General features: G+C 47.1%; 15 protein-coding genes. All 15 read left to right on the top strand.

The window, feature by feature from the left end; all coding sequences use genetic code 11:
* The 15 genes from nadC (at window position 1) to lysS (ending at window position 12,962) form a co-directional block, all read left to right on the top strand.
* The gene (gene nadC, locus ASG93_RS17270; RefSeq protein ID WP_056833805.1) at window positions 1–870 is read left to right on the top strand and encodes a carboxylating nicotinate-nucleotide diphosphorylase; all 870 of its coding nucleotides are present in this window, start codon (window positions 1–3) and stop codon (window positions 868–870) included.
* Window positions 867–1,631: a type III pantothenate kinase gene (locus ASG93_RS17265; protein ID WP_056833804.1), complete on the top strand. Its 765-nt coding sequence runs from the start codon at window positions 867–869 to the stop codon at window positions 1,629–1,631. The genes nadC and ASG93_RS17265 overlap by 4 nt, the downstream gene beginning before the upstream one ends.
* 23 nt (window positions 1,632–1,654) lie before the next feature.
* Window positions 1,655–2,521: an Hsp33 family molecular chaperone HslO gene (gene hslO, locus ASG93_RS17260; protein ID WP_056833803.1), complete on the top strand. Its 867-nt coding sequence runs from the start codon at window positions 1,655–1,657 to the stop codon at window positions 2,519–2,521.
* A gap of 44 nt (window positions 2,522–2,565) precedes the next feature.
* Window positions 2,566–3,507, top strand: a complete 942-nt coding sequence (locus ASG93_RS17255; RefSeq protein WP_156410941.1) for a peptidyl-prolyl cis-trans isomerase — start codon at window positions 2,566–2,568, stop codon at window positions 3,505–3,507.
* 113 nt (window positions 3,508–3,620) lie between these two features.
* Window positions 3,621–4,562, top strand: coding sequence for a cysteine synthase A (cysK, locus tag ASG93_RS17250; RefSeq protein ID WP_056833801.1), 942 nt, complete (start codon window positions 3,621–3,623; stop codon window positions 4,560–4,562).
* A gap of 113 nt (window positions 4,563–4,675) precedes the next feature.
* Complete coding sequence (locus ASG93_RS17245) at window positions 4,676–6,235, top strand: anthranilate synthase component I family protein (RefSeq protein WP_056833800.1); 1,560 nt, start codon at window positions 4,676–4,678, stop codon at window positions 6,233–6,235.
* A gap of 33 nt (window positions 6,236–6,268) precedes the next feature.
* Window positions 6,269–6,850: an aminodeoxychorismate/anthranilate synthase component II gene (gene pabA, locus ASG93_RS17240; RefSeq protein ID WP_056833799.1), complete on the top strand. Its 582-nt coding sequence runs from the start codon at window positions 6,269–6,271 to the stop codon at window positions 6,848–6,850.
* Between the two features lie 3 nt (window positions 6,851–6,853).
* Window positions 6,854–7,711 (top strand): aminodeoxychorismate lyase, encoded by an 858-nt coding sequence (pabC, locus tag ASG93_RS17235; RefSeq protein WP_056833798.1) that lies wholly within the window; start codon window positions 6,854–6,856, stop codon window positions 7,709–7,711.
* A 29-nt stretch (window positions 7,712–7,740) separates the two neighbouring features.
* On the top strand, window positions 7,741–8,565 hold the full coding sequence (gene folP / locus ASG93_RS17230; RefSeq protein WP_056833797.1) for a dihydropteroate synthase: 825 nt from the start codon (window positions 7,741–7,743) through the stop codon (window positions 8,563–8,565).
* Between the two features lie 18 nt (window positions 8,566–8,583).
* A complete protein-coding gene (gene folB / locus ASG93_RS17225) occupies window positions 8,584–8,952 on the top strand; it encodes a dihydroneopterin aldolase (RefSeq protein ID WP_056833796.1) in 369 nt (122 codons plus the stop codon).
* Window positions 8,949–9,464: a 2-amino-4-hydroxy-6-hydroxymethyldihydropteridine diphosphokinase gene (gene folK / locus ASG93_RS17220; protein WP_056833795.1), complete on the top strand. Its 516-nt coding sequence runs from the start codon at window positions 8,949–8,951 to the stop codon at window positions 9,462–9,464. Before folB ends, folK begins: the two co-directional genes overlap by 4 nt.
* A complete protein-coding gene (locus ASG93_RS17215) occupies window positions 9,446–9,658 on the top strand; it encodes a helix-turn-helix domain-containing protein (RefSeq protein ID WP_047682939.1) in 213 nt (70 codons plus the stop codon). Before folK ends, ASG93_RS17215 begins: the two co-directional genes overlap by 19 nt.
* A 17-nt stretch (window positions 9,659–9,675) precedes the next feature.
* A complete protein-coding gene (gene dusB / locus ASG93_RS17210; protein WP_056833794.1) occupies window positions 9,676–10,680 on the top strand; it encodes a tRNA dihydrouridine synthase DusB in 1,005 nt (334 codons plus the stop codon).
* A 221-nt stretch (window positions 10,681–10,901) separates the two neighbouring features.
* Window positions 10,902–11,378 (top strand): transcription elongation factor GreA, encoded by a 477-nt coding sequence (greA, locus tag ASG93_RS17205; RefSeq protein WP_056833844.1) that lies wholly within the window; start codon window positions 10,902–10,904, stop codon window positions 11,376–11,378.
* Between the two features lie 87 nt (window positions 11,379–11,465).
* On the top strand, window positions 11,466–12,962 hold the full coding sequence (lysS, locus tag ASG93_RS17200; RefSeq protein ID WP_056833793.1) for a lysine--tRNA ligase: 1,497 nt from the start codon (window positions 11,466–11,468) through the stop codon (window positions 12,960–12,962).
* Window positions 12,963–13,325 lie beyond the last annotated feature (363 nt).

Genomic DNA, 13,325 nt, shown 5'->3' with positions numbered 1-13,325 from the left:
ATGCTGGATTTAAATATGGAACTCATTCGTAAACATATTCGGCTTTGGCTGGAAGAGGATATTGGAACCGGCGATGTCACGACTCTGACAACGATCCCTTTGGAACATGCGTCCAAAGGGATTATCCACGTCAAAGAAGACGGAATTGTCTGTGGACTTCGAATCGCCCAGGAAGTATTTGCTGTGGTCGATGCTTCTCTTCGTTTTGAAACTAAAGTAGTTGAAGGATCGTCTGTTTATAAAGGGACCATACTAGCTGAAGTGGAAGGCAATACGCGCAGCATTTTGCTAGGTGAACGATTAAGCCTTAATTTGATGCAGCGATTATCAGGAATTGCGACCAAGACTCGTGAGTTTGTCGATGCTTTAGAAGGCGTGCCGACTAGACTTGTCGATACGCGGAAGACGACTCCGGGACACAGACTGCTTGAGAAGTATGCCGTACGAGTTGGTGGCGGTCATAATCACCGATTTGGACTCTATGATGCTGTGATGATTAAAGATAATCATATTAAGGGTTCAGGCGGCATCACACAAGCTGTACAAGCGGCTCGACAACAGATCCCCCATACGATGAAGATCGAGGTGGAGATCGAGAATTTTGACCAGTTGCACGAAGCATTAGCGGCTGGTGCGGATATCATCATGCTCGATAATATGATTCCTGCGAAGATGAAAGAAGCAGTTGCAATAATTAAAAGTAAAGCACCGCATATTGTAGTAGAGGGCTCAGGTTCTGTGACACCGCAGACCATTAAAGCGATGGCGGAAACGGGCGTCGATGTGATCTCCGTTGGACGTTTGACGTATTCGGTTGCTGCGCTGGATATCTCGTTAGATCTGAATGAGCGGAAGGAGACGGCACTATGATTCTCGTTATTGATGTTGGGAATACGAACATTGTGCTCGGCCTCTATCAAGAGCGTACGCTTCTACACCACTGGCGGGTTAGCACGAACCGTTCAGCGACAGTCGATGAGTATGGGATGCAGCTGTATAACCTTTTCCAACATTCAGGCATCTCATTCGCGCAGGTGGAAGGTGTCATTGTTTCTTCCGTTGTCCCTCCGCTTATGAATGTAATGGAAAACCTTTGCTTACACTATTTGAAAAGGACACCATTCATCGTTGGTCCGGGCATTAAGACAGGACTGAACGTGCGTGTAGACAATCCCAAAGAGGTAGGTGCTGATCGCATTGTTAATGCTGTAGCGGCTCTTGAGCTCTACGGGGCTCCTTGTATCATTGTTGATTTCGGGACGGCCACCACATACGACTACATCGATCCTTCCCAGCAGCTTGTTGGCTGCGCGATTGCACCAGGAATCGGGATCTCAACGGAAGCCTTATATCAGAAGGCAGCGAAGCTGCCGCGCATTGAGCTGGTCAAACCGAAGAGCGTCGTCGGTCGCAATACCGTAGCCGCGATGCAGGCAGGGATTATTTTCGGCTATGTAGGCCAAGTTGATGGGATTGTCGAACGTGTCATTGCTGAATTTAATGTCAATCCAACAGTTATTGCTACGGGTGGTCTTGCGGAGCTGATTTCCAGTGAATCTCGTACGATTCAGATCGTTAATCCACTGCTCACTCTGCAAGGTCTGCAAATGATTTATGAGAAAAATGCCTAAGCGGTTTAAGGAAAGGATTTAACATGAGCGATTATTTAATCCGAGGAACGGCGCTGGAGGGAAAAGTTCGCGCTTTTGCCGTACAAACGACTGTCCTCACAGAAGAACTTAGCCGAAGGCATCAAACCACACCAACAGCTACGGCTGCATTAGGAAGAACGGCAGCTGCGGGACTTCTCCTTGCAGCCATGCTCAAGGGTGAAGAGCATCTCATTGTTCAAGTTAAAGGCGATGGACCCATCGGTCAAATCGTGGTCGATGCTAATGCGAAGGGCGAGGCACGCGGCTATGTCGATAATCCGTTAGTCGATCCTCCCCTTAAGGAGAATGGCAAGCTAGATGTTGCTGCTGCGGTGGGAACGGATGGATTTTTGTACATAACGAAAGATTTAGGCATGAAAGAGCCTTATAAAGGCAGCGTTCCTCTCATTTCAGGAGAATTGGCTGAAGATTTCACGTATTATTTTGCCATGTCTGAACAGACGCCTTCAGCTGTTGCGCTAGGGGTATTGGTTAATACAGATCACTCCATTCTGGCCTCAGGCGGATTCGTTATTCAATTGCTTCCAGGATTAACAAATGATGAAATTGGGGACATTGAAGAGATGCTCGCTCGCATTCCATCTTTCACAAACATGCTCGGCGGGGGGTTAAATTTAGAGGAAATCCTTCAAACGGTACTACCATCTTTCCAAAAGCTTGATCAGATGGATGTCATGTTCCGCTGTAAATGCAGTCGTGAAAGAGTTGAAACAACGCTTATTTCCTTAGGGAAGTCAGAGCTGCAAGAAATTCTTGAAGATGAAGGGTTTGCTGAAGTCGTTTGTCATTTCTGCAATGAAGCTTATCGTTTTGACGAAGATGATTTGAAGCGGATGATTGAACTATAGAGCAAGCAGCATTATAGATGTAAAGAGGGAGTCAGGATGCAAACGTGAAGCGATTGTGGGGAGTCATTATCGTGATGGCTGTAGGTAATCTCGTGCTCGCATCCTTGCTGGTCACCCATACCATAAACCAATCGGAACCAAGTCAACCACCAAAGCCTGAGAAGCAGGGTGAGCAGAAGAATGATCGGGTAGTCGCCAAAGTTGGAAATCGTGAGATGACCATTCTGGAGCTTCAAACGGCTCTTGAAAGTCATTATGGGGCAGAACTGCTGGGTCAAATGTTGGATCGTGAAGTGATACGCCTGGAAGGAAATGAGTCAGGGACTTCGATTGGAAGCGCGGAGATTAACCGTGAGTTGAAACGGATGCAGCAAGGTTATGAGAGTGAGCAACAATTTTATGCATCCATGCAAAATCAGTTAGGTTTGTCAGAGCAAGAAATCAAGGAAGATGTAACCAATAAATTGTTACTCGAGAAGCTCGCAACCCAACATATTCAGATAACGGATGCTCAAGTAGAAGACTATATGAAGACGCATGCCGATGAATTCAAGCAAGATATCGAATATAATATTCTTCAAATTATCGTGTCAACCAAGGACCAAGCGAATAAAGTCATTGCGGAGCTGGCTAAAGGAGAGAGTTTTGCGACCCTTGCCAGAGATCGTTCCCTGGATGATGCTACCAATAACTCCGGCGGTGATTTGGGTTGGATTGAAGGAGACGATCCATTTGTTGCTGCTCCTGTTCTTGAGTCGGCGAAGTTGCTGAAGGTTGGTGAAGTGAGTAAGCCGGTCCCTCTGTCACAAGGATTCGCGATAGTGAAGCTGAAAAATCGGCGTGAGAAAGTAAATCCAGATCTTGCTTTCGTTCGAGAAAATGTGCGGAGAGAGCTAGCGCTTCAGGAAGCACCGCCTCTCAAGGATTATGTGCAGCAGCTTCGAGGGAAATGGAAGGTTAGCATTCTTGACCCTCAATTCCGTTGACTTTCTGTGAAAATATGGTTGACAACCAGTAAGCGCATTGATAAGATTAATGTATTAATACCGACTAATTAACTCGGAAATCATCGATTATTTAACCTGGAGGGGAAAAAAGTATGGCAAGATTAGTACAAAGCATTACGGATTTGATTGGCGATACACCGCTTGTTCGTTTAAACCGCGTTGTTCCGGAAGGAAGCGCAGAGATTTATGTGAAACTCGAGTACCAAAATCCAGGTGCCAGCGTTAAAGACCGTATTGCCATCTCCATGATCGAAGTAGCTGAGCAAGAAGGTATATTGAAGCCGGGCGATACAATTGTTGAGCCAACTAGCGGTAACACAGGAATCGGAATTGCTTTAGTCGCAGCTGCAAAAGGATACAAGGCGATTCTGGTTATGCCAGAAACGATGTCATTAGAAAGACGTAACCTGCTTCGCGCCTATGGGGCTCAGCTAGTTCTGACGCCAGGAGCAGAAGGAATGAAGGGCGCAATCAAACGTGCTGAGGAGCTTCAGGCAGAGAATCCTTCCTACTTTATCCCGCAACAATTCAAAAACCTAGCGAATGTGAAAGTTCACCGTGAAACAACAGGTCCAGAAATCGTTGAAGCGATTAACGCTCACGATGGCAAATTGGACGCTTTTATTTCGGGTATCGGTACGGGCGGAACCATTACTGGCGCAGGTGGCGTACTGAAAGAAAACTTCCCGAACATCAAAATTTATGCCATTGAACCGGCTGCATCCCCAGTACTTTCCGGCGGTAAGCCAGGTCCTCATAAAATTCAAGGCATCGGCGCAGGCTTTGTTCCAGACATTCTGAACACAAGCATTTACGACGAAATTATTGCCGTAGAAAATGAAGAAGCTTTCGAAACTTCACGTCGTGTAGCCAAAGAAGAAGGTATCCTTGGTGGTATCTCCTCGGGTGCAGCGATTTTTGCAGCACTTAAAGTTGCTAAAGAACTTGGCGCAGGCAAACGTGTAGTTGCTATTATTCCAAGTAACGGTGAGCGTTACCTTTCTACGCCGCTTTATCAATTCGAAGAGCAATAAGATTACTTGCTACGAACGAGCTTCCAGCTGCTGCTGGGGGCTTTTTTTCTGTGCAAGGTTGGAGTATACTAATGGACAACTAATCATCGGATGTCACAGGAAGGAGGACAAGTATGATCCTAACAACAGTAGAGCAGTGGCGCAATTGGTCCTCCACGTACACGATGCTGCCTTATGTCATTAAACTGGGACTTGCCGACGACCGGATCACTTCTTGGCAAGAAGCGTGGAAAGTAGCCGCGCCTGATTCCTTTGTCCTAGAAAGCGGCAAAGGGGGGCGTTACACGTTCTTCGGTTTACAGCCATTTTCTACGCTTCATGGAAATGGTTTGGATGCGAAAATGACCATGGCCAACCCAGTTGATAAGGGCAAGCCTCAAGTTTCACGCTTGCATGGAAATCCGCTAGACATTGTGAAGCAATGGATGTCCGCTTATTATAGCCCCAAAGTCGAAGGAGCCCCTAAGTTTCTTGGCGGCTGTGTAGGTTATTGGAGCTATGATGTGATCCGCACCATTGAGAAACTCCCGGACCAAGCGGCAAATGACTTGCCGATTCCGGATTATAGCTTCGCTATGTATGATCAAGTTTGGACCTTGGATCATATCGAGAAGAGCCTGTACATTGCGGTGCATATGCCGCTTGAGAAGAGCCGAGCAGCCGATGACACTTATCTCCGGCAGCTTTACGCACAGGCGCATGCTGAGGCCGAGGCGATGCTCGCTCGCTGGCATGCGATCCGCTCCAGCAGCTGGTCAGGCTCGCACCTGAGCGGTGCGGACGGGCCGTCTATCGCGCGTGAGCAGCTGCACATCGACGTCGAGAGCATCGCAGGCATCCAGCCTGCCTTCGGCAAAGCCGATTACATCGCGGCGGTGCAGCGCATCCAAGCCTACATCTCCCAAGGTGACGTGTTCCAAGTCAACTTGTCCGTTAGACAGAGCCGGCAGCTGCGCACGACGCCGGAGGAGATCTACGAGGCGCTGCGCATCGTCAATCCCTCGCCTTACATGGGCTTGCTGCGCTTCGCAGGCTTCGCCCTCGTCTCCGGCTCGCCGGAGCTGCTCGTGCAGCTCGAGGACGGCGTCCTGCGGACGCGTCCTATCGCCGGCACGCGCCCGCGCGGCAAGGACGAGCAGGATGACCTGCGCCTAGCCGGCGAGCTCATCGACAACGACAAAGAGCGCGCCGAGCACGTCATGCTGGTCGATCTCGAGCGCAACGACCTTGGCCGCATCTCGAAGTACGGCTCCGTCCACGTGAAGGACTTCATGGTCATCGAATACTACTCCCATGTGATGCATATCGTCTCGGAAGTCGTCGGCGAGCTCGCAGAGGGGAAGGACGCCTATGATGTCATTGCGGCGACCTTCCCTGGAGGCACGATCACAGGCGCTCCGAAGATTCGCACCATGGAAATTATTGAAGAATTAGAGCCGGTTCGCCGCGGACTTTACACAGGATCCATGGGGTGGATTGACTATAATGGAAATATGGAATTTAATATAATTATACGTACGCTGGTAGCCGTTCAAGGGATGGGTCATATTCAAGCAGGGGCTGGTATCGTTATTGATTCCATACCCGAACGTGAGTATGTTGAATCCTTGAATAAAGCCAAAGCGATGTGGAAAGCGATAGAATATAGCGAGCGGAGCATGAGCCGAGCTTAAGCCCTAGCAGGGCTGACGAAAGGGGAGCTTAGAATGATTTTAGTGATTGATAATTATGATTCGTTTACGTACAACCTCGTCCAATATCTGGGGGAGATCGGTGAAGAAGTCATCGTTCGTCGTAATGACGAAATTGATTTAGCAGGCGTTGAGGCTTTGGCGCCCGATCATATTCTAATATCTCCAGGTCCTTGCACGCCGAATGAAGCCGGAATTAGCTTATCACTTATCGACCATTTCAAGGGTAAAATCCCCATCTTCGGCGTCTGTCTAGGCCATCAATCGATTGGTCAAGCTTTTGGCGGCGACGTCATTCGCGCAGAGCGTTTAATGCATGGTAAAACTTCGGAGATTTTCCATGATGGTAAAACCTTATTCGAAGGGCTGCCATCTCCTTTTATAGCGACTCGCTACCATTCCTTAATTGTGAAAACAGAGACGCTTCCTGATTGCTTGGAAGTCAGTGCGCATACGGCCGAGGGAGAAATTATGGCCTTGCGTCACAAAGAATATCCGATTGAAGGTGTGCAGTTCCACCCAGAATCGATCATTACTCAGCACGGTCATCAGATCCTGCGGAATTTTCTTCGCCGCACGGCCAAAGCGGGAGTTTAGTTTATGATTATTAGTGTCAATGGGATTCTAACGGATGATAAGGAAGCTGTGGTCTCGGTTTACGATCACGGCTTTCTTTACGGCCTCGGCCTTTTTGAGACATTTCGTACCTATAAGAAAGAACCTTTCCTGCTGCCCGAGCATCTTCGGCGACTATCGGAGGGCTGCAGTGAGCTGGGGATTGGCTACGAGCCGGACCTTACTCGCATTCAGCGTCTGATTAATGAGCTGCTTGGGGCCAATAACCTCGAAGATGCGTATATCCGATACTCCGTTTCAGCGGGAATTGATATTCTTGGGCTGCCATCAGGCGCCTATCAGAACCCAACAGAGATCATCTACATCAAACCGCTTCCGCCACGGGACGAGAAGGTTTATGCAGAGGGCAAAGGGCTTCAGCTTCTGAAGCTGCCACGTAATACGCCGGAAGGCTTGTACCGTTTCAAGTCCTTTCACTATATGAACAATATCCTGGCGAAAAGAGAGCTGCAGCAGTATGACTGGGCAGCAGGCGCAGAAGGTCTAATGCTAACCGAAGAGGGTTACGTAGCTGAGGGCATCGTGAGCAACCTCTTTTTCATAAAGGATAATGTCTGCTACACGCCATCGCTGGATACAGGCATATTACCAGGCATCACAAGGGCCTATGTGTTACAGCTGGCACAGCATCAGCAGATTCCTACACAGGGCGGCCTATACCGATGGGAAGATCTTCTAGAAGCCGATGAAGTGTTTATCGTTAATTCCATACAAGAGATCGTACCCATCACGACATTGTTCACACCCAGTGGACAATCTCACGCTGTTGGAAAGGGTGTCGTAGGTCCGATAACTCGCCAACTTAGCGAGCTTTATAACTAACATTTGATAACAACAGGAAGTGAACGGTAATGAAAGTGTTATCCTGTAGAGGACATGAGCTGCCCATTGGTGATCGGACGATCATTATGGGCATATTAAACGTAACGCCGGACTCTTTCTCGGATGGTGGGAAATACATTAGGATTGAAGAAGCGGTGCGCAGAGCTCGCCAAATGGTGGCGGAAGGCGCTGACATCTTAGATATCGGGGGAGAATCGACCCGACCGGGTTTTGCCAAGGTTACACAAGAAGAAGAACTGCAGCGGGTAATTCCGGTCATTGAGGCAATAAGTAAGGAAGTTAACATTCCTATTTCTATAGATACGTACAAAGCAGAGGTCGCCAGGCAAGCATTAGAAGCTGGGGCGCATATCATCAATGATGTTTGGGGCGGCCAAGCCGATGTTCGAATGGCAGAAGTTGCGGCCAGCTACGATTGTCCGTTTATCATTACGCATAATCGCGAGAACCCGACGTATTCTGATTTTCTCCGTGACGTTACTACCGACTTACACCTTTATGCGAATCAAGCCAGAGAAGTTGGCGTTCGGGAAGAGCGTATTATTTTAGACCCAGGCATCGGGTTTGCTAAGACCTACGAGCAGAACTTGTTCCTCATGAACAATCTGCGAACGATCGTCGATCTCGGATATCCAGTCCTTTTAGGCACATCCCGCAAAAGCGTCATCGGCTTAACGCTGGGTCTGCCTCCTGAGGAACGTCTAGAAGGAACAGCGTCGACTGTGGTGCTTGGAATTGCCCAAGGCTGTGGGATGATCAGAGTGCACGATATTCAAGCGATGAAACGTTTAGCGATTATGACAGATGCCATCATTCGTTCGCAGTTAACTTAAACTTTGGAGGCTCGTACATTGGATAAAATAACGCTCTCCCGCATGCAATTCTTTGGTAATCATGGTGTTTTTCCGGAAGAGAATAAGCTTGGTCAACGCTTTTATGTAGATGTAGAGCTTATGCTTCCGCTACACAAACCCGGCAAGTCGGATCATCTGGATGATACGGTTAATTATGGGGAAGTATTTTTCAAAGTCAAAGAGATTGTGGAAGGCCGCACATATAAATTAATTGAAGCTTTAGCAGAAAATATTGCATCCGAGCTGCTGCATACTTATACTAGTATCAATGAAGTGACGGTTCGCGTCATTAAGCCGCATCCGCCCTTTGCCGTATTTTTTGACGGGGTAACTGTAGAGATTAACCGAAAGCGGGCAAATGAATGACAGCCGAAGAACGAGAACAAGGCACAATAGCTTATGTCGCATTGGGATCCAATATAGATGATCGTGAACACTATTTGCAGGATGCGATTGCAGCGCTCAATCAGGAATCGGGCATAACGGTGACTGGATTGTCCAGCATCTACGAAACCGAACCGGTTGGCTATGTAGATCAATCTGCTTTTCTTAATATGGTTATTCAAGTCATCACCGTTTTACCTGCTAGAGAGTTGTTGTTCACTATGCTTGCCATCGAGAAAAGACTGGGTCGAACGCGCGACTTGCGCTGGGGCCCGAGAACGATCGATTTGGATTTACTCCTTTACGGCGACCATCAGCTTACAACCCCCGACTTGATCATTCCGCATCCGCGGATGCATGAGCGGGCTTTTGTATTAGTTCCTCTCACTGAGGTTCTCTACAAGCGACAAGATGCTGCATTTGAATTCATCTCCGCGCATTTGGAGAAACTGGAAGGAAAGGAAGGCGTCATCCTATGGAAAAAAGCTCAGTAGCTCAGCGTATACGCGCTTTTCGTAAGTTAAAAGGATACACTCAGAACGAATTAGCTGATTTACTCGGCGTGTCGATTGCCATCTTAGGTGCTATTGAAAGAGGTACACGTAAACCGGATACCAAAATAATAAATAAAATCTCGCAAGTCCTGAATATTGAGCCGGATGAGTTAGTTGCAACGGTTGCGAGATGAGAGGAGTGGAATCTTCGGTGCTGAAAATAGGAAATGTCGAAGCTCCCAATAAAGTTGTGCTTGCCCCAATGGCGGGCGTTTGTAACCCTGCGTTTCGACTCATAGCCAAGGAATTTGGTACAGGTTTAGTCTGTGCAGAAATGGTTAGTGATAAAGCCATTGTTCACGGGAATTCCCGTTCGATGGAAATGCTTTATGTTGATGATCGGGAAAAACCGCTAAGTCTGCAAATCTTTGGCGGCGATACCGAGACGCTTGTACAAGCGGCTAGAATCGTTGATCAACAGACGAATGCAGACATTATTGATATAAATATGGGCTGTCCAGTACCGAAAATTACGAAGTGTGACGCGGGTGCAAGGTGGCTGCTCCAACCTGAGAAAATCGAAGAGATGATCGCGACCGTTGTTGCGGCAGTAAGCAAGCCAGTAACTGTGAAGATGCGCATCGGTTGGGATTCCGAACACATTTATGCGATAGATAATGCTAAAGCTGTCGAAAGAGGCGGCGGTAGCGCAGTAAGCGTCCACGGTCGTACGCGTGAGCAGCTGTATACAGGTAAAGCGGATTGGGATATCATTCGTGATGTTAAGCAAGCTCTGTCGATTCCCGTTATCGGGAACGGGGATGTTGTGACACCTGAGGATGCTAAGCGCATGTTAGACCATACAGGTGTAGATGGCGTTATGATTGGGCGCGGCGCCTTAGGCAACCCTTGGATGCTTTACCGTACCGTCCAATACCTTGCTAATGGCGAATTACCGCCTGAGCCGACACCGGAAGAGAAGATCCGTATCGCGATCTTACATATGGACCGACTTATTGCTCTCAAGGGTGAACATGTTGCTGTGAAAGAGATGCGCAAGCACATGGCATGGTACCTCAAAGGTATGACAGGAGCGGCTCGTGTGAAGGATGCGATTATGGAGATGTTGAAGCGTGATGAAATGGTGCGAGCTCTGAATGATTATGTCGAGCATCTAGCATCGCCTACGATTGAAGAATCAGCCGTACTTCAATAAAAAATGCAGCTATGGTTGAGATTGACATTTTGAAACCGTTGCAATATAATCAGTCAATATTAATGTGTTCCTGCATATATTGAAAGACAAACGAGCAACTAACTTATTTAAGAAACGTGAATTCATACTACTTGAATCAGCTCTTTTAAGACCCAACTCCTAGCAGGAAGCATCGATTCAACGATATGAAAATCTTTCACATGACGGGAGATCAGTTGGAAATGGCTGAAAAAGAGGTCATTCTTACACCAGAAGGTTTAAGAAAGCTCGAAGATGAGCTTGAGCATCTGAAATCAGTGAAGCGCCGGGAAGTGGCTGAGAGAATCAAAGTTGCCATCGGATATGGCGATATCAGTGAGAACTCAGAGTACGAAGACGCGAAGAACGAACAAGCTTTTATTGAAGGCAGAATTATTACTTTAGAAAAATTGCTGCGCAATGCGCGTATTATTAATAACGATGATGTCGATACCAACACCGTGAGTGTTGGCTCAATCGTAACGCTGAAGGACTTGGAATTCGGTGATTTGGTTGAATATAACATCGTAGGTACGGCGGAATCCGATCCGCTCATGAATAAGATTTCCAATGAAAGCCCTGTAGGTAGAGCTATTCTAGGTAAACAAAGGGGCGCGAACGTTGACGTTGTCGTTCCTGCCGGCGTCATTCAGTATCAAATTATTGATATTAAAAAGTAGCGTGCAGCCGCATTCCTTTGGAAAGCTTCCTTTCGGAAGCTTTTTTCCGGTTTTAGCACCCTTTACTAATAAGTAGGAGATGAAAGCATGAGCCAGGAATTGGAATTAAACGAATTGCTCGTCATTCGCCGTAATAAATTAGACGAGCTTCGCGGTCTAGGAGTAGATCCGTTTGGCAGCAAATACGTAAGGACGCATTCAACGAAAGAAATCCTTACAGCCTACCAAGATAAAACCAAAGAAGAGTTGGATGCTGAGCACCACGAGGTCAGTATCGCCGGACGTATTATGCAAAAAAGAGGCATGGGTAAAGCCAGCTTCGCACATCTCCAAGACATTACAGGCAAAATTCAAATCTATGTGCGTGAAGATGCACTAGACGCAAACAAATACCAAGCCTTTGATCTTCTGGATCTAGGCGATATGGTTGGGGTTCAGGGCGTTGTTTTCAAAACAAAAACCGGCGAGACTTCTATTAAAGTGAAATCGCTTGAGGTTTTGACCAAATCCTTGCTTCCGCTGCCGGATAAATTCCACGGCCTTAGTGATGTAGAACTGCGCTATCGTCAACGTTATGTTGATTTGATTATGAATCAAGATGTGCAGCAAACATTTATTCTTCGTTCGCGTATTATTCAGTCCATGCGTCGGTACTTGGATTCTCTGGGCTATTTAGAAGTTGAGACACCAACGCTGCACTCCGTAGCAGGCGGAGCGTCTGCGCGTCCTTTTAACACGCATCATAATGCTTTAGATATGCAGCTGCATATGCGTATTGCGATTGAGCTTCATCTGAAGCGCCTGATTGTAGGTGGATTAGAGAAAGTATACGAAATTGGGCGTGTATACCGTAACGAAGGTATCTCTACGCGTCACAATCCGGAGTTTACGATGATTGAGCTTTATGAGGCTTATGCTGACTATAAAGACATCATGAAGCTTACCGAAGAGCTTATTGCACATATTGCGCAAGAGGTTCTTGGTGGTACTACGGTTCCATATGGTGATCACGAGGTTAATCTAGCTGTTGGTTGGAGACGTGTATCCATGGTGGATGCCATTAAAGAAGTTAAAGGCGTGGACTTTAGCATTCATATGTCGAACGAGGAAGCTCATCGCTTGGCCAAAGAGCATCATGTACAAGTTGAGCCTCATATGACATTCGGTCATATTGTGAATCAATTCTTCGAAACATTTGTTGAAGAGACCTTAATACAACCGACTTTTATTTACGGACATCCTTTAGAAATTTCACCGCTTGCCAAAAAGAATCCCGAGGATCCGCGCTTTACGGATCGCTTTGAACTCTTTATCGTAGCGCGTGAGCATGCCAATGCATTTACGGAGCTTAATGATCCTATCGATCAAAGAGAACGTTTTGAAGCTCAGCTTCGTGAGAAAGAGCAAGGCAATGACGAGGCACATGAGATGGATGAGGACTTCATTCGTGCGCTTGAATACGGCATGCCTCCAACGGGTGGTTTAGGAATAGGAATTGACCGTTTGGTTATGCTATTGACGAATGCACCGTCCATTCGAGATGTACTGCTGTTCCCGCTTATGCGTGAACGTCAAGGAGAATAATGGCTTGCGTTTCGAGGCACCGATAGGTGTCTCGAAACTTTTTAAAATAGTACTTGCAATGTCCATGGTGACTGTGGTATCTTATAAAAGTTGCCGCTGAGACAACAAAGAGCTTAACAAAAACAACTTACAAAAATAAGTTGCAAAGTAATTCTCGGTATGGTATATTGGTCTTCCGGCTTTCGAAAGAGAGCAGGTTGAAGAAGAGAAATTGATCTTTGAAAACTGAACAACGAGTGAGTAAGCACGAATGAGAAATCGTTCAAAAAAGAGATTGCAAAATCTCGCTAGCAACGCAAATGAGCAATTAAGCTTTCAGATATACGGACGAGCAATCGTCCACTATTATGGAGAGTTTGATCC

Origin of the sequence: Paenibacillus sp. Soil787, assembly GCF_001429545.1 — a bacterium.
GTDB lineage: Bacteria > Bacillota > Bacilli > Paenibacillales > NBRC-103111 > Paenibacillus_E.
Note: the sequence above shows the minus strand (reverse complement) of the source record. Positions and strands in the feature narration are given on the sequence as shown.